This is a genomic window from Methanohalobium evestigatum Z-7303 (assembly GCF_000196655.1).
GTDB classification, from domain to species: Archaea; Halobacteriota; Methanosarcinia; order Methanosarcinales; family Methanosarcinaceae; genus Methanohalobium; species Methanohalobium evestigatum.
Genome location: NC_014253.1, coordinates 1,549,379 through 1,570,094, shown reverse-complemented (window position 1 = coordinate 1,570,094; position 20,716 = coordinate 1,549,379). Strand labels below are relative to the sequence as shown.

Sequence of the window (20,716 nt, the reverse complement as noted above, 5' to 3'; positions counted from 1 at the left end):
CCATTTGATTATCAGACATTAGAATGGAGTAATTTCCATTCGCTTTCCAAATTTTTATCAGAAACAGTTTGTATAATATGTTTAAATTCCTTGTTTCCGATATTGTCTGAATTTAAAAATCTCTGATTGGCTTGTTTCATTGAATTAATTCCTATTTTTTTATATATATTGTAAAGTAGAACAAATGATTTTTTATATCCATAATCTACCCGGTCAAAGTTTTCTGAACCGATTGAATCAGGAACCGACCATTCAGATAATTTTAGGTTTTTGGATTGTTTCATGGATTTGTACTGTTTGATAAAATCTTCTTTTCTCTCAAGTGCATCATTTGAATCGAGACGGTTCAAAACAAGGTATGTGTATAAATCAGCATATCCTTCATCCATCCATATATATTCAAAACCACATTTTTGTGTCCAGTAATGAGCCAGTTCATGGATGAGTATGTATTTATCTGCAGTATGTAAAAGTAATATTCCATCTTCACCTTTGTTTATACCGCCATAACCCGAAGTTTTATTTTCAGTAGATTGGGTTATAGTGATATTGTGGTCTTTTGGATAGGTAAATCCCCATTTTTCTTCCAGTATGGGGAGTGCTTTTATTGCCAAATCCATTGTTTCATTAGCCCAATGATTTTCACCTTTCCAGTATTTTATTTTTAATCCTACATTTTTATTACCAAGGCTTACCGATTTATTTAATACCTTATAATCTGTAAGATTAACAGCATCAATTGAACATTCCAGTTGATTCTTTATTCCTTTAAATTTATACATATCAATGTTACTGGAATGTTTTACAGTATATTCGGATTTATCAATATACGTTTCATAATCATCAGGTACGATAACGGTCGCATTGATAATGTCTGCATTTTCGTATAATTTAAAATCAGCAGTGTTTTTGTTTATTGGTATAGCGTATTCCAAGTATAAATTACAACTTTGGCCATACCATATTTTTTGGTTTAAATCAGAGACATAAAAATCATTATGTGAAGAATTCTGGATTTTTATTTTCTGATTTTTACTGTTCCACATATCTACATTTATAGCATTTTCCGGTATTTTATGGTGCAGGTGGCTGTAATATCCCTGCCAGTATTTTGTATCAGAATCATAATTTGTAAAATGTATCTTTTTAAAAACATTCACTATTTTTTCGTCAGGATTTAACTTATAAAAGCTTTCAATTTCTTTATTTGTTTCATTCCAACCTGCTGACACGGGTGTGATAAACATTGCAACAACTATAAATGAAAAAAGACATCTAAAAAATATCTTCTTTTTTATATTTTTCATTTCATGTATCAAATTTTGTGAACATGTATCTAAGGGTTATGTAGACACAAATTGAAGTTATCGACATAAACACCATAAACAATTTAATAATGGTGTGTTGTCTGTTACTGTTCAGTTAAAACAATCTTTAATATAATTTACAAATCTAAATCGTTATGCTTAGAAATAGTAAATATCTAAAGTAAATTAATATGTTCCATTAACTGAACAGTAATGTGTTATCCAATAACAAATCATTTAACATGAAGGTGTAAATCCTTCTCTTCCTATAAGTGTTCGGCATAGTAACCAATTAGTAGAAATTAGGTAATTTCTGACAGCTAAAAGGGTAGATAAAAACGTCTATTTAATTAAAATTTAAAAGGAAAAACTTTAAAACTATTTATGTCTACATTTATATCAAAAAGAAATATAGATGGTTCTGTAGAAATCCTATTCTGATAAAACTCTCTAATATTAGATATATAGGTAATCAAGGTGTAAAAAGTGCTTCTGACAAAGAAATATAAGATAAAACCGACCAATGAACAATTGGATGTACTCTGGAGCTTATCAAAACAATGCACCTTGCTTTACAACTTATCGTTGTCTGAAAGGAAAGAAGCATGGATGCATAAACGTAAAAGTATAAAATATAGCCATCAACAGGACAATCTCCCATCATTAAAAGACCAATATCCATCTATTTATTCACTTTATTCAAAGACCTGTCAGGGTGTACTGCAAAAATTGGATGCAAACTACAAATCGTTTTTTGGATTAAGAAAAAACGGTGATAAGAATGCAAAACCACCTAGATTCAAGAAAAGCGTGTATTTTTTCACTATTCCATATAACCAGAGTGGATTCAAAATAGAAAATGGAAAAGTAACATTCAGCCATAAATATAATAATAGACCTCTTTCTTTCGATATTCCACAAGAACTCGAAAATTATGACGTAAAACACACCGAAATTTTCAATTCCGAGCCATACAAAGGCAAAGGTGATTTCTTCGTATCAGTAGTTTATGAAACATTTCCACAAACGAATTACAAAGACAACGAAAAATATCAAGCAATTGATATAGGTATTACAAAAACCATCACTGCTGTAAACACTGATGGAAAAATCCTTGAAATCACAAACCCACGGTTTGACAAATATTGGGACAAAAAGATAAACCATGCAAAATCAAGGAGAGACCACTGCAAAAAATACAGCCGCAGATGGTTCAGGATAAATGATGCGATACGAGTGATGACTAAAAAGAAAAATAATCAGATTAAAGATTGGCAGCACAAATTATCCAGGAAAATGGCCGAGAATACCAGATCAAACACTATAATTGTGGGAGATCTAGATGTCAAGAACATGAAAAACTCAAAAAAGCTACCAAAATCCCGACAGAAATCCTTGAACCGTTCCACACAGAACAACGGATACATATCACGTTTCATCGAATTTTTGACCTACAAATCAGAATTTGCAGGTAAACAATTAACAAAAATTGATGAAAGTTACACTTCAAAAATCTGTTACGTTTGCGGTAAGGTACACGATATGCCTCTCTACAAACGTAACCTATCATGTGATTGTGGTAATGAGATCGATAGAGATAGAAACAGTGCGATAAATATCATGATCAGTTACCTATCACAGAATGCCATTTGGACAGGCTACAGGCAATTCGCCTGTAATCTACGACAAACAGGTTTATTGACATTCGATGTTTATAAAATACATCCAATGGATGATATGAACACTCGTAGGAATTTCCATGTGTAAGCGTGGTGTAGTTCAAACATTGATGTCTATCATCCAACATATTTAGAACAAAAAAACATATACGGAGATTTTTATTGATGAAATACTGGCAGCCAAAATATGAAACAATGGCACCAGAAGAACTCAGAGACCTGCAGTTTAAAAGATTGAAAAGGACAGTTTCACAGGTTTATAACAATGTACCATCCTCTAAGGATAGATTTGACCAGCTTGGAATAGGTCCTGATGATGTAAAATCACTGGATTCATTACAGAAACTGCCAATGACGATAAAAAAAGACCTTCGTGATACTTATCCTTTTGGACTTTTTGCAGTTCCAAAAAAAGATATTGTGCGGATACACGCTTCTTCTGGTACAGGCGGAAAACCTACTGTTGTAGGTTACACGACCAATGATATCGACACATGGTCCAATATAATGGCAAGGAACTTGGTAATGGCCGGTGTTCGTGATGATGATGTATTTCAAAATTCTGTAAATTACGGTCTTTTTACAGGTGGACTTGGATATCATTATGGAATCGAGAAGCTTGGTGCCATGACTGTACCCAGTGGAACTGGTAACACTGCCAGACAACTTGAGATGATGGTTGATTATGGGGTTACTGCAATCCATTGCACACCATCTTATGCACTTTATCTTGCAGAAACCGCTGAACAGATGGATATGCTTGATAAACTGTCATTGAAAACTGGATGTTTCGGTGGTGAACCCTGGTCGTCAAATACCCGCAGACAACTGGAGGATGCACTTAATATAAGTGCCTACGATTCATACGGTCTTTCTGAAATGATGGGTCCGGGTGTGGCGTTTGAATGTGAAGAGCAGGACGGATTGCATGTCTGGGGTGACCATTTCTTTGTAGAAGTACTGGATGAGAACGGAGAACAGGTTTCAGAAGGTGAAAAAGGTGAACTCGTGTTGACATCACTTACAAAAGAGGCTTTACCACTTATAAGATACCGAACAGGAGATATCACCCGTCTGCTTGAAAGTGAATGTGGCTGTGGTAGAACAACACCTCGTATATCCAGAGTGCTCGGCAGAGCCGATGACATGTTGATTGTTAGAGGTATCAATATATTCCCATCCCAGATAGAAAATGTCATAGCGGATATATCAGAAATCACCGACCAGTTCCAGGTGGTTCTTGATAGAAGCCAAAATAAACTGGATGAAATTACAGTCAGGGTTGAACTGGAAGATGATGCGTTTACAGGAGAACTTCAAGATCTATCTGCTGTCAGAAAACATGTTGAAAATGAATTAAAATCTATCTTAAACATACGGACAAATGTTGAACTTGTAGAAAAAGGTTCAATCCCCAGAACTTCTGGTAAATCACAGAGGATAATAGACAGGCGTAATGGACTTTAAACACTATATTGATTATTTAACAATAGGGATTATATGCCACATAAAATGGAAATGTTGGGTAAAACCAAAGTAACGGTAAAAGATGGTAAAGTAGTGGATGTTAGTGAGCCGGTAATAAGCTGGTGTCCCATTTTTGATAAGGTTCATGGTATCAAAAAAATAACACCTGAAGATGTCAAAAAAAACATGGAATTCAGGATTAATGATTTTGGCATGTTTACTGACAAAAGAGAGATTGAACAGGAAGTGTTTGTGGGCTTTGGTGCATCGGAAATAATGATGACCGGTCTCAGAAGAAATGTCTTGGATAGCACAGTTACAGTCTGCGATGGTGCAGGTACAGTAATAACCAGTAACCCTAAACTTGTACAAGGAATGGGAGCAAGGATTTCCGGGTTGGTAGAAACTGAACCTATAGAAGGTCTGATTGAAAGAATACAGAAAAGTGATGGTGTTGTTCTTGACCCGTACACTGCAAAAATTGATCCTATAGAGGGAGTTAGGAAAGCACATGAGCTTGGATATAAAAGAATTGCAGTAACAGTTCCTGGTGTTGATGAAGCTAAAAAGCTCAGAGATTTGGAATCAGAACTTGGACTTGAATTAATCCTTATAGGGGTTCATATAACCGGAATCGAGAGAGATAAAGCACTGCAACTTATAGAATATCTGGATATAACAACAGCCTGCGCATCGAAAAACATCCGTGATGTCATCAAACCTTTGGTGCAGGTGGGAACTGCAGTACCGCTCTTTGGAATCACACAAAGGGGTAAAGAAATTATGCTTGAGCGTGCCAAAGAAGTAGAAAAGCCAATACTTGTTAATACTACTGAATTACCAGAACTTCCAGAAGAGAAACAGCCAAAATAAAATTATTAGATGGTTTATACTATATCATCATTTTTTATAAAGGTTGAGAAATCCCTGATGTATTTAGCACCGGGGTATAGGAAGCAGTCAAAAAAAGATAAGTATTTTGCTAAATGATTGTATAATGCATGTATCTAACCCAGAAGAACCATCTTCGTGCTGATAAGCAGACGTATGAAACCTTGAAGAGGTTGACCAAGCTGTCCAAGAACCTGTACAATTTCACATTGTACACTATCAGGCAGTATTTCTTCAACTACGGTAGATATCTCAATAAAAATACTGCTTATCACACGTTTAAGGAGAACGAGAATTACAGCTTACTGCCATCTTAAGTCGCCCAGAATACTGTGGAAACTGTGGAAACTGTGGATAGGAGTATGAAATCGTTCTTTAAGCTTCTGGATAAGAAAAGAAAGGGTGAATATGAAAAACCAGTTTCCCTCCCAAAATATCTGGATAAAGATGGTAACTTCATATGTACTTTCAAGAAAGATCATTTAAAGGTTATCGATGACAAAATCAGACTGTCTTTAGGTCCTGAGTATCGCAGAACCTATGGAACCAGATTCCTGTATTTCAAGATACCTGACAATATTTTAGGAAAATACATTAAAGAAGTCAGGATTATCCCGAAGTATAAGGGAAAATGGTTCGAAATTGAATATGTCTATCATGAAGACGGAGAGATGGCTAATCTGGATTATAACAGCCATCTATCGATAGATCTTGGAGTAGACAACTTTGCAACCTGCGTGACGACCAGTGGGACAGCCTTCATATTAGACGGCAGGGTTATCAAATCTTACAACCGCTGGTGGAATAAGGAGAAGAGCAGGTTGCAGTCGGTCTACGATAAACAGAATCTTGATGATGGAATTAAGATAAGCCAGTTCTCGAATAAAAGGTTCTGGAAGATGAACGATTTCATGAACCAGTTTGTTAACTATATTGTGAAACACTGTCTGGAGAATAGGATTGGTAATATAGTTATCGGAGAACTGAAAGAGATAAAACAGGAACAGAACATCGGTAAAGAAAATAATCAAAACTTCCAGACTATACCATTCGCGAGGTTTAAACAGAAATTGGCTTCTAAATGCGAGTATCACGGTATAAAATACCATGAAGTAGACGAAGCTTACACCAGCAAGGTTGATGCACTGGCTTTAGAATCCATCAAAAAACATAAGAAATATCTCGGGAGGAGACCGAAACGAGGTATCTTCCAGTCATCTACAGGTAGACTGATTAATGCCGATATCAACGGTGCATTGAATATCTTGAGAAAGGTAATCGGCGATTCCCTTACAGGGATAGTCGATAGTGGGGACGTGAACTCCCCTGAGAGAATAAGACTTTCAAGGTAAACTTCTTCCGAAGCCGTTGAGTCTTTAGATTAGCGGTCGTTCACTTCCGATTCCAGAACTGGAAGATTCTGTACATATCCGTTCCTGTCATAACATCTCCAGCTGTCCTCATCAAACGGTTCACCTACAATTATATGATGAGAACCGGTTTTTGAGAACATTTGAAGGTCTGCTTTTGATGGTTTAATATTTGGTGATGGATGGCTGTGGACAGACCCCACTGATTTAACATTTGGCATCATAAACAGTTTCATGATAGCACTACGGTTGCTTGATTCAGTACCCGGGAGTATGATGACCTCTGTAATAATTCCATTATCTACATGTAAAAGTCCAGCAAATTCAAGAGGAGCAGTGGATTCACTTACTTTTAAAATAAAATTGAGGGCATCACGTTCAATTCCTTTAATCTCCATAATATAGGACTATGTTTTTTACTCTATATTATTTTGATTGAAAGGAATCTATTAAATCTATTTTATTGTTTTTATAAATTTTTACATGTTTTCTGGTATATTAAATTTATTCTAAATTATATCTTTCACAGGTTTATACTTTAAAAACTTATCAGTAAATTTTATATGCAACATTAATATATGTAATTAGTATCATTTAATTATAAGTTTGATTGATAGTGATAAGTATAAAATTTGTAATTTTTATCCTGAATTAGATTTGCGATAACCTTATATACGTCTATATACTGACAATTTAACCAGGCTATAGTCATATACTTATTTATAAGTTATTTACAAATATGACTATATCTGAATAAAAGCGATAAAATAATATAATATGTTATAAAAACAGTATTCATATATAATCTATAAGAATGATTCATGATATGTGTAACTATCATGATAATGATGATTATAGTGGTATAGAGGAATGACAGCTAACAGTAAAAAACGAATAGGCTTCATAATCTAAGAGAGGGGATGAATTTGCAATCTTTGGTACAGGAAGCGTTAAAACAAAAAGAAAAAGAAACATCAGAAAGTGAATCGATAGAATCGGAAGATGATTTTGAAGGTTTTGGGATGCCCAGAATCACTATTGTAGGATGTGGTGGTGCTGGTAACAATACTGTGAACCGTTTATATAACATCGGTATTGAAGGTGCAGAAACCGTAGCAATAAATACAGATAAACAACATTTGGATAACGTACATGCTGACAAGAAGATATTGGTCGGTAAAACCCTGACACGTGGACTGGGTGCTGGTGGATACCCGGAAATGGGTAAGAAAGCAGCAGAACTTGCACGCGGTACACTTGAAGAGGTATTCAAAGATTCTGACCTTGTATTTGTAACTGCAGGTATGGGTGGAGGCACCGGTACAGGTGTAGCACCTGTAGTAGCAGATATTGCAAAAGAGCAGGGAGCGATTGTAGTAGGAATGGTATCCAGTCCTTTCAGAGTTGAAAGAGCAAGAACTGTGAAATCCGAAGAAGGACTTGAAGAACTCAGACGTGCAGGAGATACAGTTATCGTTCTCGACAACAACAGGTTACTTGAATATGTACCAAACCTGCCAATTGATCAGGCTTTTTCAGTTATGGATCAATTGATATCAGAAACCGTCAAAGGAATTACAGAAACAATCACCCAACCTTCCCTCATCAATCTGGATTATGCTGATATAAGGTCGATTATGGGTTGTGGTGGAGTAGCAGTAATGTTGTTTGCTGATAGCAAGAACCAGAACAAGAGCGACGATGTTGTACGTTCTGCATTAAACCATCCATTGTTGGATGTTGATTACAGAGGTGCAACAGGAAGTCTTGTACACATAACAGGCGGACCTGATTTAAGTCTAAAAGAAGCCGAAGAAATAGCTGGATCTCTAACCTATGAACTTTCACCCGATGCCAATGTAATATGGGGTGCAAGGATACGGGATGATTTTGAAGGAAAAGTCCGTGTTATGGCTATAATGACTGGTGTGCAATCTTCACAGATACTTGGACCCAATGAATACGATCCAAATATAGTGGAAAAGAAAGAACCAAACAGAGCTTCTACCAGTGGTAGCAACCCGAAACGGAACACAGCCGGTCCAAATAAAAATGACAATGGTTCCATTATAGACATAATTAATTAATAAAATCTATACCCAGACTTTATAAAGATGAAGAAAACCACGATGTCTTTAGCATCGTGGTATGATAAATAGTCAAAAAAATATAAGCAGTTTGCTAAACGATTGTATAATGTATGTATCTGACCCAGAAGAATCATCTCCGTGCTGATAAGCAGACCTATGAAACTTTGAAGAGGTTGACCAAACTGTCCAAGAACTTGTACAATTTCACATTGTACACAATTAGACAGTATTTCTTCAACTACGGGAAATATCTCAATAAGAATACTGCTTATCACACGGTTAAAGAGAACGAAAATTACAGATTAATGCCATCTCAGGTTGCCCAGAATACCATAGAAACTGTAGATGGTGGTATGAAATCGTTCTTCAAACTTCTGGATAAGAAAAGAAAAGGAGAATATGAGAAACCAGTCCCTTCCAAAGTATCTGGATAAAGACGACAACTTCATCTGTACATTCAAGAAAGATCAACTGAAGGTTATCGACGATAAAATCAGATTATCTATGGGTTTAGATTATTACAGGACTTATGGGATCAAATATCTGTATTTCAAGATACCTGACAACATAATAGGTCAATACATCAATCAGGTCAGGATTGTCCCGAAATACAAGGGTAGATGGTTTGAGATAGAATTTGTCTATCATGAAGAAGGGGAGATAGCTGAACTTGATTACAATAGTCATCTATCGATAGATCTTGGTGTGGACAATTTTGCAACCTGTGTAACGACCAGCGGGACTGCATTCATATTAGATGGCAGGTGTATCAAATCTTACAACCGCTGGTGGAACAAGGAGAAGAGCAGGTTGCAGTCAGTCTACGATAAACAGGATGTAGATAATGGTATCAAGCTGGATAGATTCTCTAATAAAAGATTCTGGAAGATAAATGATTTCATGAACCAGTGTGTCAATCATATCGTTAAACACTGTCTGGAAAATCAAATCGGTAATATTATGATTGGAGAGATGAAAGAGATTAAACAGGAGCAGAACATCGGTAAAAAAAACACCCAAAACTTCCAGACGATACCGTTTGCCAAGTTCAAACAGAAATTAGTTTCTAAATGCGAATACCACGGTATAAAGTATCACGAAGTAGATGAAGCTTACACTAGCAAGGTTGATGCACTGACGTTGGAACCCATCAAAAAACATAAAAAGTATCTCGGTAAAAGACCTAAAAGAGGCATCTTCCAGTCGTCAATAGGTAGACTGATCAATGCCGATATCAATGGAGCATTGAACATCTTGAAAAAGGTAATCGGTGATTCCCTTACAGGGATAACCGATAGTGGGGACGTGAACTCCCCGGAGAGAACTTTGTAAATTGAAAATTTACAAATATCTTTAAATCTTTGATTTAAAGAGTAAGGCTTTCCTGGTAAACTTCTCTCAAAGCCGCTGAGTCTTTAGCTCAGCGGTAGTTCACCCAGTTTCAATTCCAAATTGAAATTGGATTCTGTATCTCTATTTTTTATAAAGTTTTTAATACAAGACCAGCCTACAAAAGCATATGAAAATCTTAGTAGTCACAGGATATCTTGCAGAACAAACTGTAAAAAATGCAGTAAACTCTGGGGCAGATGTTCTGGTACTTGATACAGATATTGCTGCTTTTATCACACCCAATAAATTGCTTCAGGTAATGGAAAAACGAAAATTGAAAGACAAATATGATATTGTTTTTGTACCGGGTATTGTATCTGGTGATTTTACAAAGGTTGAAATGGAGATGGGATGCAGTGTATACCTTGGTCCCAAACATGCCTATGACTTGGATTTTGTTATCCCTTCTGCAGAAAACTTCAAATTTTCTAAAGTAAAGCCTGCTTGTGAATTATTATCTGATGTGCGACGCAAAAAAGCGATTGAACAGATACAGAATATCGAGGATAATTCGACCTCTGCATTTAAGGTAGGAGAGTTAAAAATAGGTGGCAACTCCCGTATGAAAGTGATGGGAGAGGTTGTAAATGCAACCGGTATGGACGGATTAACGCTTAAAAATAGAATACTTTCTTTTATAGACAAAGGTGCTGACATTATTGACATCGGGGTTTCGATGGATGCAACCCCTGAAGAGGTAATAAATGCAGTTGAAATCGCAAAGGGCATATCATCTGTACCTTTAAGTATTGATACACTTGATTCGGAATTAATAAGTAGTGCACTTGATTCTGGAATAGATATAGTTTTAAGCCTTGACGGTAGCAACATTGAAGACGTAGGATACAAAGTAGCTGAAAATGATGTTTCCGCAGTTGTAATTCCTGACGTGGGTGTTGATGAGGATAGAAGGTTAGAGAGCTTGATTAAAAACATCAAATCTGTGATGGAGATGGGGGTAACCCATGTAATTGCAGACCCTGTGCTTGATTCAATAGGTTATGGTATAGATAAATCTATAAACCGTTACAAAAAGGTTTGTGATATGTACCCGGAAGTTCCTCTGTTTTTCGGGGCAGGAAATGTAACAGAACTAATAGATGCAGATTCAGTGGGTATTAATGCATCTCTTACAGGAATTGCAAACGACCTTGGAGCAAGTATACTTTTTACACCTGAACTTAGTGATAAAACACAGGACTCTATAAGTGAATTAAAAACATCATCTTATATGATGGCACTTGCCTCAGAGCGAAAAACACCTCCAAAAGACCTTGGCCTTGATTTGCTTGTATTAAAAGAAAAACGCAGACATCCAGATTCTACGGTTCCGGACAATTTTTTACAGGCTAAGGAATCAGGTTCATGGCAACTTGATCCTGTCGGGTGTTTTAGAATAAAAATTGCAACAAATTTAAATTATTCTGAAAGATGTATAGTTGTAGAGCATGAAAAAACCTGTATAGTAGGTAAAACTGCAAATGAGATTCTTGATACAATACTTGACATGGAACTTGTATCAACTCTTGAACATGCGGGTTATCTGGGGCGGGAATTGAAAAAAGCTGAACTGGCTCTTAAATTTAACAGAAGTTATTCACAGGACGATGAATTTTGATACAGGTGATAATGTGAAACTTGAACAAACAGATAAAGAATCAATAATGAAAATTGTTGCGGCACGCTATTTTACAAACCAGAACTGGAAATGGATTAATTTAAAATCTGAAATAAATAAAATTTATAAAGCATATGATGAACTGAATGAGCAGTACAATGCTTACCCCTATATGAGCAGGGACTGGTATGTTGCAAATTCAGCAACCAAGAATATTCATATGTGTGAAAAATGGAATGAATTAAAAGAGTTGATGGGGTTCTTGGAATCATATGCTCAGCATTTTGATTTTATGGTCAAGAACGGTGATGAAAAATTTTTCTGTATAATAAGCGATAACAGTGAACTTTCTTCAGATCAAAAGAATGCAATTGATATTGCTAGAAAATCACAATATAAAATTTATGAATTTAACATGCAAGTACCAGATGAGGTAGCGTTTGAAATCTCTCAGTTATAATCTATATTATTGGATTATACGTAAACCTTGCTTTATACAAGTTTGATACTGGATTTATATTTGAAAAAAATCTATAGGTTTTATGTAATAGGTTGCATTAACTACAACTAACATTTAATGTCCTAACATCTAAAAGAACAAAAAGGAGAGGAATAGCAATATGGATAGCCTAATATATATAGCCCCTATTGCAGGTATTGTAAGCCTGGTATTTTCTGCATTTTTTATACAAAATATTATGAAAAAAAGCCCGGGAACGGAAACTATGCAGCAAATAGCAGGAGCTATACAAGAAGGGGCAATGGCATATTTAAACCGTCAATATAAAACTATTACTGCTGTTGCGATTGTACTTGCATTGCTGATTTTTGCTTTGCTTGGAGATGACAGTGGTAAAATAACAATCGGATTTATAGCAGGAGCTTTAAGTTCTGCAGCTGCAGGGTATTTGGGGATGAATGTATCTGTCAGAGCAAATGTCAGAACCACCAATGCTGCTTCACAGGGATTGAAAGAGGCAATGGCTATTGCATTCCGCGGTGGTGCTGTCACAGGTCTGGCGGTTGTAGGTCTTGCGCTACTTGGTGTGAGTGGTTTTTACATAATTTATGGAGACGTAAACCTTGTAATAGGTTTTGGATTTGGTGCAAGTCTTATCAGTCTTTTTGCCAGAGTTGGTGGAGGTATTTATACAAAGGCTGCTGATGTCGGTGGAGACCTTGTAGGTAAAATAGAGGCAGGTATTCCAGAAGACGACCCACGTAATGCAGCAGTAATTGCTGATAACGTCGGTGATAACGTCGGTGACTGTGCAGGTATGGGTGCAGACCTTTTTGAAACCTATGTTGTAACAGTGCTTGCGGCAATGTTGCTCGGTTCAGTAATTCTGGAAACCTATCCAAATGCAATATTGTATCCTCTTGTACTGGGAGCTACGGCTATTTTTGCATCAATTATATCGATATTCTTTGTAAAAGTCGGTGATGATGGAAAGATTATGAAAGCACTTTATAAAGGTGTAGCCCTTTCAGCGATATTATCCATTGTGGCATTTTACTTTGTAACGGATTTCCTGATGGGTGATATAGAATTCTTTTACGCGGCTCTTGTCGGTATAGTTATAATGGTTCTTATGGTTGTATTTACCGAATACTATACCTCAACAAGTTTCAGACCTGTAAAAACTATAGCCAAATCGTCCGAAACAGGAGCAGGAACAAACGTAATATCAGGTCTTGCAATCGGACTCGAAAGTACAGCACTTCCAGTAGTAATTGTTGTAATAGGTATCTTGGCCGCATACTTTGTTGTTGGCGGGGTTGCTGCACCGGCAATAGGATTATATGGTATTGCGATAGCAGCATCAGCAATGCTTTCAACAACCGGTATGATTGTAACTATGGATTCATTTGGACCGGTTACAGATAATGCTGGTGGTATAGCAGAAATGGCGGATTTACCTGAAAACGTCCGTAACGTTACTGATGCACTTGATGCAGTCGGTAATACTACAAAAGCAGTTACTAAGGGTTATGCAATAGGTTCGGCTGCACTTGGTGCACTGGCATTGTTTGCTGATTACCGACACAAGGTCGACCTAAGTGCAGGGAGTTTAAGCCTTGATAACCCTGTAGTGCTTGTCGGACTATTTATAGGTGGATTGCTGCCATTTATATTCAGTGCGGTCACCATGAGAGCAGTTGGAAAAGCAGCTTTTGAAGTTGTAAATGAAGTCCGCCGACAATTCAGGGAAATTCCCGGTATCCTTGAAGGGACGGCGAAACCCGGATACAGTGAATGTGTTGATATAGCAACAAGGGCTGCCATCCGTGAGATGGCTATACCCGGTGCAATGGCAGTAGTTGTGCCCCTTGCTGTAGGTTTAGTACTAGGACCTCTGGCTTTAGGGGGTCTTTTGTTGGGTATCATTGTTTCCGGATTTCTCCTTGCACTGACCATGGACAACGGTGGAGGTGCATGGGACAATGCCAAAAAACTGATTGAAGACGGAGAACACGGTGGTAAAGGTTCAGATGCCCATAAAGCAGCTGTAGTAGGGGATACAGTGGGAGACCCATTCAAAGATACGGCAGGTCCGGCACTTAACGCTTTGATTAAGGTTGTAAATATGGTATCCATTCTTTTCTCAGCCATCTTTATAGGTGCTGGGATTTTCTAACTGGATGGCTTTTACCATCCACCTTTTTTTTGATAATATCCAGATATTGAAAATAATGGATGATGAACATTTGTTTTCATTTGCCAAATTTTATTTAAAATACGATGATAAGGGATAAATATTTATATCATAAATTACTATGGTAGGGTTAGAAACGAGCGGGTCAAAGACTACTTTTTTACCCACACTCCCCCTACAACAAACCCCCACTCCCCAACCCGCTCGTCCCCTACTTTTTCTACATTTTCAACAAAAAAGGTACTATTAGATTTACCCAGTTATAACTGCCACCAACATGGCAGAGGTATAAATTTTTATTTTATTGGTTTCAACATCATTTATCATATTTATTGTAAAAAAGGAAATTGTTATCAGGTTGATACAATGGTTAAAACTCGTCTTAGAGATTTTATAGTAACAGAAGATGACTGGATTTTTGCAGTGGCGGATTATTTTCATCCAAACGGTATAAGGTCAATTCTCAGGTACGTACCTGATAAAAACGGCGACCGTGAACTGAATGGAACCCGTTACAGTAAATACGATTTTAATGACGCTTTTAAATTCATGCGTGACAATCGCCCTTTATGGGTAAATGATGTACACATAGTCCCCAAAAATAAATTGAAAAAGGTTCTTTATCCAGATGAACGTATACCTGAACTCGTAAAGACAAACAAAAAAGTTGCATCAATCGTGGAAACACTGGATGAAGCTGGAATCCCGAGAGATAAAATGGGGGTGACCGGTTCACTTTTGCCCGGTCTTGAAAAGGATGGATCAGATATTGATTTTATTGTTTATGGTAGTTCATGGTTTGATGCCCGTGATGCAATATTCCGGGCAAAATCAAAGGGTGGGTCTATACAAGAAATAAACGAGGAAATGTGGTTGAAAATCTACAATAAACGCGTACCGGATATATCTTTTGATGAATTCAAACTACATGAAAAAAGAAAAGGTAACAGAGGTATGGTAGATGGTACGTATTTTGACCTGCTTTTTGTGCGCGACTGGAGTCAAATATATCAGCCATTACAAAGGGGTGAGGACACAAAAAGAATGAAAATTGAAGCGCCTGTAACCAGCTCGGAATTTGCATTTGACAATCCTGCCGTTTTTGAGATAGACCACGATACAATAGACCATGTATTTTCATATACCCATACCTATGCAGGTCAGGTGGTTGAAGGAGAAATCATGGAAGCTCAGGGGGTTGTTGAAGATCTGGGAGATACAAAACGTCTGGTTGTTGGTACCTCGCGTGAGCCTAAAGGAGAATGGATACGGTCACTTACACTTCTTGAAAAAAATGGTTATATCTAATTTGATATCAACCTGCTGATTATCCACCGCCTGTGATGTGTGATATATCTTCAGGGGCTTCTGTTCCTTCTTCACCCGGCTTCTTTTTCTCGGCAGGTTTTTCCTTGCTTTTTTTAGTAGTAGTTTCGGTTATTTCCAATAATTCAGGTTTGTAATACAATTCTTTTTCGTCTATAAGCACCCATAAACCATCATCATCTTTTATATCAACCACTTTACCGACAGTACCGGTATTTATGTATCCGACAGTTGAACCGATTTCTATTAAAGAACCATTGATATCAGTGGCTTTAACTGTTGTCTCATTTTCTGTCTCTGTCAAACTGTGACCCCTTTAAGTATATTATTAATAAAACTTACTGGATATTGATGTCAAATAATACTTTTGATATTTCACATTGTGGTGTTTTAGAGAACCGTACACCTTTATATGTACCACTGATTTCAAGGTTATTAAATTCAGTGGAACCACAGACAATGTCCTGTTCCGGATGAGTTCCTGGTGTTATATCACAGCTTATAAAAGTTTTATTTCCTGCAGATACGGCGGCTTTCATTCTTTTTGAAGCCGGATGGTTTTTTGGAAGTACTACTAAGGGGGATTTCAATTCCCTGATAGTGTATAATATACTCTTGAGACCCTTTTTGATAACATCACCGGTAGAGAAAGCAGATGCAACTATCAGGTCATGAGGTTCAAGTCCCAGTATTATTTCTTCATTTTGAGTTTCAAGAAAATACTGCCCTTCATGACCTGCTTTTACTACAGCTACTGTTCCATTCTCACCACTTAAAAAAAGTAATTCATTTTCTTTTAAGGTGATATCTTCTGTTTTATCCATTTTAAAAAATTAAATGTTTATTTTTCTGTTACATTTTTGGATTTGCAGGAGGGACATTTAACGTTTTTTCCCAGCCCTTTGAATTTGTTCTCACACTCATTGCATATATAATCTTTTGTGGGAAGGTCTTCATCTGCATCTACATCATAGGATTCGCCGCAGGTACACATATTGTTCACCCCGTTAACACTGTATATATCTTCTGTTTATAATTCAAAAGTTTTCCGCCTGGAATTTAACCCTGACTAATTTCGGATTTTAACTCTCCAAGTGTTGCAATTCTTTCAGCAAATGCATTATGCCTGTGGATACTTTCCTCGTTTATCTGTTTTATTGTGACTACAGAATTGTCGGGAAGGTAGCCAAACTTATGAACTACGTTTTTAGCCATTGTACGAACACAATCCTCAACAAATTTTGGTCTTTTGTGAGCGTTTTTAACAATTTCTGCTTCATCTGCCCGTTTTAAAAGTTCATATACACTTGAACTCATGGAGTTTTCAATTATTTCTATGACATCTTCAAGTGATGCATCTTCTTCATCTTCTACTTCTATAGAGATAATTCCACGTCCCCGCTGGTTATGGGTAGCCATAGGAACTTCATGCAGGAATTTTGCAATAGTTTTCTCGTCCACACCCAGTGATTCAAGTTCATTATGGGCTTCGTCTCTCATAATCTCCTGTGCACATGGGCATGCTGTTAATCCCACAACTTCTGCTCCGATAAGTTTTTTAACATTGATTTCATTGGACTCTGACCTGAATGCAGTAGATTCAGCAAAAATATCCACTACTTCTTGGCATTCTAATTCTGTTGCAGGTGATTGTCTTTTTATTACATATTCACTTTTCATTCTTACTTCTGCACGCCTTGCATATTCATGGCGGTCAAGCAGGTTTTTTGACACATCTCCACAAAGCTGTTCTATTTCGTATACAGGCATATTGATTACTTTTTCAAGCACTTCATCGATTGCTTCAAAATTGCGTGAAAGGTTAGCCCCTTTAAGACTGGATGGTAGGTCTACAAAGATATCAAATGTTGAAACAAGGACGATAGGGCGTTTATCCTTTCTTTTAATCTCTACAAGTTTTTTGACATCAGTAACACCAACGCGTGTGAGATTTATCGGGACTTTGGGTTTGCCTGCCTGAACATCTGGTAATTGTACAATAGGAAGTTCCATTATATTAACCTCAAAATTAAATGTTAATCAGAATAGAGTATTAATTTACGGTTCAATTATTTGTATTTAATATTAAGTTTTCGATAATAATCGAATCTCGACATGGTTAAGTTTTCAACGGTTTGAACCTATTTATGTATAATTTACCATTTGTATAATACTGTATTAAGTTATCGGTAAATGTTTTTATTTAATGTATATTTTTTCACTGTTAACTTATTCTAATTTTCAAGTACTCTTAAATCAATTTGGGAAAGGTTTTTATAATTTTACATTTCAGATGCCAAAATTTAGTAGAATACAAATAAATTAATTTTCTTAGTTATCAGTGTTTAATGCAAATAAATCGAACAAATCATAATCAAAAGCCAACTTTAGAAGAAAAATATATATAATTTATATGCAAAGGTTATAACAGCGCCATTAAGGCGACGGAGCGAGGTGACATTATGGCAGAAAATGAAACAAGAAACTTTGTAGTTAGAGATAAAAACGGAAAAGAACACGGTGTATTTACCGGTAAACAACCAAGACAGGCAGCATTAAAAGTAGCAAACAGAGGTAAAGGAACAAAATCCAAACCTGACACAATCAGACTCAGAGAACGTGGAACAAACAAAGTACATGTATTCAAGGGCTGGAAAGATAAAGTAGATGCACCAAAGAACAAACCAGAATGGATGCCTGACAAGATAAACAAACCATTTGTGAAAAAACAGGGAATCGAAAAATTAGAAAAAGCCTAAAACTTAATGTTTTTATTTATAGTTACCCATTGGCTATGGGTAAAACTTTTTTTATCCCGTCAAATATAAACTATTTTTTATAATTCTTTTTTTTGCTTTAGATACTAATCTGGTTATATTTAACGCAAAAGTTTAAAAATTTAAACTCATCTGGATTTATATATGGAACTTAAAAGGGAAAATGTGTTGATAGAAGCCCTGCCGTATATTCAAAAATTCTACAATTCTATCATGGTAATAAAACTTGGCGGGCATGCCATGGTAGATTCTGAAATAATGAACGATATCATCAGGGATATTGTACTTCTTCGTTTTGTAGGAATTCATCCAGTAATAGTTCACGGCGGCGGGCCTGAAATAACAGAAAAAATGGAACGCATGGGTAAAAAATCAGAATTTATCGGTGGCATCCGGATTACTGATGATGAAACACTGGAAATAGCCAGAATGGTTCTTGTCGGAAATATCAATACCAAGATAGTGTCTCTGATAGGGCATCATGGGGGACATGCAGTAGGGTTATCCGGTAAAGACGGTAAAATGATACTGGCAAGGAAGAAACCCCCTCAAAAGGTAAGAATCAAAGAGATGGAACATGATGTAGACCTCGGATGGGTCGGAGATACTGAAATTATCAATCCAGAACTTATCCACATATTAACTAATAAGAGCTACATACCGGTAATATCACCGATTGCAATGGATACAAAAGGAAACACCTTAAATATAAATGCCGATGTTGTGGCAAGTGATATTGCAGTATCTTTGAATGCTGAAAAATTGATACTTCTTACGGATGTAACAGGTGTTTTGAGGGATAAAGACGACCCTTCAACGCGCATATCCCAGATAGCAGTAGAGGAAGTGGAACAGTTAATAGAGGAAGATGTAATCTCAAGTGGTATGATTCCAAAAGTTAGAAGTGCAGCATCTGCTGTTATAAGCGGAGTTGATAGAGTGCATATTATAAACGGCAGTGTATCTCATTCATTGTTACTTGAACTGTTTACAGATACTGGCATAGGAACAATGGTTTATGAAGCGGAAAATAATAAGTAAAAATAGAAACAGGTAAGCCCTGTTTGTCTGATATTATTGCATCATCCTGTCTACAATAAAAGCACCGTATGTATATTCATCCAGTTTTACTACTTTTTTCCATAATTGGAAACATCCACATGTTTGTCCTTTAAAATCCAGGTCATTAATGTTCTGGGTTATGGAAAATCTGCGGACGGCATTGGCAATATCCTGGTCACATTTGTAACAGTTATGAGGACCGCGTTTGGAACCGGCACCAACTGGGTCAGAGGTAATAATAGTTTCAGGATGTTTTTGTTTTGATTTTTTAAGAACATCCACAATGCTATAGAGCCAGGGAGGTCTGTATTGACCTTTTTGCCACATCCATTCAACAAATGTACCCTTTTGAACGTTACACAGGTTTATTGAAATATTGTTTGCATAAGGTACTATATCATCAATAGATTGTTCCATATCATCTATTGCTGTACCTTCAGTTATAAAAGGGGGTTTAAGAAGCAGGTAGGCTTTGGTGGTAACATCATTTTCTTCGGCTATTTGTGCGGCTTTAATAAAATCTGAAAACTTAAAACCCTTATTTATAGAATCCCTGCGAATAATGTCGGAACTGGTTTCCAGTCCTATAGCAATCTCAAATTCTGTATCTTTTAGCATATTTCTGCATTTTACAATTGTGTCATCAGTTACAAATTCAGGGCGAGTTTCTGCAACAACCTTGAGTACCCTTTTATCTTGATTCAATGCCTGCAGTATATATTTTAAAACGTCTGTAGAAACTTCATTTTCATCCAGAAAACTTCCGGATGTATAGATTTTTACCATAAACTCTTCAAGGCTGGATGCTTTTTCCATAGCTTTTTGAAGCTGGGATTTGAGGTCTTCGTAACTTGGAGGGTTCTGTGAACTGTCATATACATATCCACACATGGAACATCCACCCTGATTACCCCACCAGCATCCGGATGTTTTGAAAATAATAGTAAGAGTATCGATTCTCTTACCTTTGTGGTTGTCATAACCTGTCCAGACAGCAGTAGGTACATCAGGTGCAGATGGTTTTATACGTTGTCTGTTTCTAATTTCTGATATTATCTGGTTTAATGGCATAGTATTAAC

At 36.6% G+C, this 20,716-nt stretch carries 17 protein-coding genes and 2 pseudogenes; 12 read left to right on the top strand and 7 right to left on the bottom strand.

Annotation, left to right across the window (positions count from 1 at the left end; genetic code table 11):
- Window positions 1-11: 11 nt before the first annotated feature.
- Complete coding sequence (locus METEV_RS07770; RefSeq protein WP_013194973.1) at window positions 12-1,307, bottom strand: gluzincin family metallopeptidase; 1,296 nt, start codon at window positions 1,305-1,307, stop codon at window positions 12-14.
- 486 nt (window positions 1,308-1,793) lie between these two features.
- On the opposite strand from METEV_RS07770, the gene METEV_RS07765 reads away from it, so the two are divergent.
- The 4 genes and pseudogenes from METEV_RS07765 (at window position 1,794) to METEV_RS07750 (ending at window position 6,696) form a co-directional block, all read left to right on the top strand.
- Complete coding sequence (locus METEV_RS07765; RefSeq protein WP_013194972.1) at window positions 1,794-3,074, top strand: RNA-guided endonuclease InsQ/TnpB family protein; 1,281 nt, start codon at window positions 1,794-1,796, stop codon at window positions 3,072-3,074.
- A 77-nt stretch (window positions 3,075-3,151) separates the two neighbouring features.
- Window positions 3,152-4,453 carry a phenylacetate--CoA ligase family protein gene (locus METEV_RS07760; RefSeq protein ID WP_013194971.1) on the top strand — a complete coding sequence of 434 codons (1,302 nt, stop codon included), beginning with the start codon at window positions 3,152-3,154 and terminating at the stop codon, window positions 4,451-4,453.
- A 33-nt stretch (window positions 4,454-4,486) separates the two neighbouring features.
- Window positions 4,487-5,326, top strand: coding sequence for a methanogenesis marker 8 protein (locus METEV_RS07755; RefSeq protein ID WP_013194970.1), 840 nt, complete (start codon window positions 4,487-4,489; stop codon window positions 5,324-5,326).
- A 128-nt stretch (window positions 5,327-5,454) separates the two neighbouring features.
- Window positions 5,455-6,696: pseudogene (locus METEV_RS07750) on the top strand (RNA-guided endonuclease InsQ/TnpB family protein).
- Window positions 6,697-6,725: 29 nt separating this feature from the next.
- Here METEV_RS07750 and METEV_RS07745 read toward each other — a convergent pair.
- Window positions 6,726-7,112, bottom strand: a complete 387-nt coding sequence (locus METEV_RS07745; RefSeq protein ID WP_013194969.1) for a Mov34/MPN/PAD-1 family protein — start codon at window positions 7,110-7,112, stop codon at window positions 6,726-6,728.
- 528 nt (window positions 7,113-7,640) lie between these two features.
- On the opposite strand from METEV_RS07745, the gene ftsZ reads away from it, so the two are divergent.
- The 6 genes and pseudogenes from ftsZ to METEV_RS07715 all read left to right on the top strand — a co-directional run bounded on the left by ftsZ (window position 7,641) and on the right by METEV_RS07715 (window position 15,779).
- Window positions 7,641-8,801: a cell division protein FtsZ gene (gene ftsZ / locus METEV_RS07740; RefSeq protein WP_049891117.1), complete on the top strand. Its 1,161-nt coding sequence runs from the start codon at window positions 7,641-7,643 to the stop codon at window positions 8,799-8,801.
- 113 nt (window positions 8,802-8,914) lie between these two features.
- A pseudogene (locus METEV_RS07735) lies at window positions 8,915-10,136 on the top strand (RNA-guided endonuclease InsQ/TnpB family protein).
- A gap of 187 nt (window positions 10,137-10,323) precedes the next feature.
- Window positions 10,324-11,814: a dihydropteroate synthase-like protein gene (locus METEV_RS07730; RefSeq protein ID WP_013194967.1), complete on the top strand. Its 1,491-nt coding sequence runs from the start codon at window positions 10,324-10,326 to the stop codon at window positions 11,812-11,814.
- Window positions 11,804-12,274 (top strand): hypothetical protein, encoded by a 471-nt coding sequence (locus tag METEV_RS07725; RefSeq protein ID WP_013194966.1) that lies wholly within the window; start codon window positions 11,804-11,806, stop codon window positions 12,272-12,274. Before METEV_RS07730 ends, METEV_RS07725 begins: the two co-directional genes overlap by 11 nt.
- Window positions 12,275-12,434: 160 nt before the next feature.
- Entirely contained in the window at window positions 12,435-14,453 is a 2,019-nt protein-coding gene (locus METEV_RS07720; RefSeq protein WP_013194965.1) for a sodium-translocating pyrophosphatase, read from the top strand.
- A 384-nt stretch (window positions 14,454-14,837) separates the two neighbouring features.
- On the top strand, window positions 14,838-15,779 hold the full coding sequence (locus METEV_RS07715; protein WP_013194964.1) for a nucleotidyltransferase domain-containing protein: 942 nt from the start codon (window positions 14,838-14,840) through the stop codon (window positions 15,777-15,779).
- Between the two features lie 19 nt (window positions 15,780-15,798).
- Here the strand turns inward: METEV_RS07715 and METEV_RS07710 are convergent, their stop codons facing one another.
- The 4 genes from METEV_RS07710 to mptA all read right to left on the bottom strand — a co-directional run bounded on the left by METEV_RS07710 (window position 15,799) and on the right by mptA (window position 17,810).
- Entirely contained in the window at window positions 15,799-16,101 is a 303-nt protein-coding gene (locus METEV_RS07710) for a DUF2098 family protein (protein ID WP_013194963.1), read from the bottom strand.
- A 34-nt stretch (window positions 16,102-16,135) separates the two neighbouring features.
- Window positions 16,136-16,621 (bottom strand): hypothetical protein, encoded by a 486-nt coding sequence (locus tag METEV_RS07705; RefSeq protein ID WP_013194962.1) that lies wholly within the window; start codon window positions 16,619-16,621, stop codon window positions 16,136-16,138.
- 17 nt (window positions 16,622-16,638) lie between these two features.
- Window positions 16,639-16,791, bottom strand: a complete 153-nt coding sequence (locus tag METEV_RS12575; RefSeq protein ID WP_013194961.1) for a hypothetical protein — start codon at window positions 16,789-16,791, stop codon at window positions 16,639-16,641.
- 65 nt (window positions 16,792-16,856) lie between these two features.
- Window positions 16,857-17,810 carry a GTP cyclohydrolase MptA gene (gene mptA / locus METEV_RS07700; protein ID WP_013194960.1) on the bottom strand — a complete coding sequence of 318 codons (954 nt, stop codon included), beginning with the start codon at window positions 17,808-17,810 and terminating at the stop codon, window positions 16,857-16,859.
- Between the two features lie 449 nt (window positions 17,811-18,259).
- On the opposite strand from mptA, the gene METEV_RS07695 reads away from it, so the two are divergent.
- Together METEV_RS07695 and argB are read left to right on the top strand one after the other, a co-directional pair.
- Complete coding sequence (locus tag METEV_RS07695; RefSeq protein WP_013194959.1) at window positions 18,260-18,556, top strand: non-histone chromosomal MC1 family protein; 297 nt, start codon at window positions 18,260-18,262, stop codon at window positions 18,554-18,556.
- 162 nt (window positions 18,557-18,718) lie between these two features.
- Window positions 18,719-19,615: an acetylglutamate kinase gene (argB, locus tag METEV_RS07690; protein ID WP_013194958.1), complete on the top strand. Its 897-nt coding sequence runs from the start codon at window positions 18,719-18,721 to the stop codon at window positions 19,613-19,615.
- A gap of 33 nt (window positions 19,616-19,648) precedes the next feature.
- Here argB and METEV_RS07685 read toward each other — a convergent pair whose 3' ends face one another.
- On the bottom strand, window positions 19,649-20,707 hold the full coding sequence (locus tag METEV_RS07685) for an archaeosine biosynthesis radical SAM protein RaSEA (protein ID WP_013194957.1): 1,059 nt from the start codon (window positions 20,705-20,707) through the stop codon (window positions 19,649-19,651).
- Window positions 20,708-20,716 lie beyond the last annotated feature (9 nt).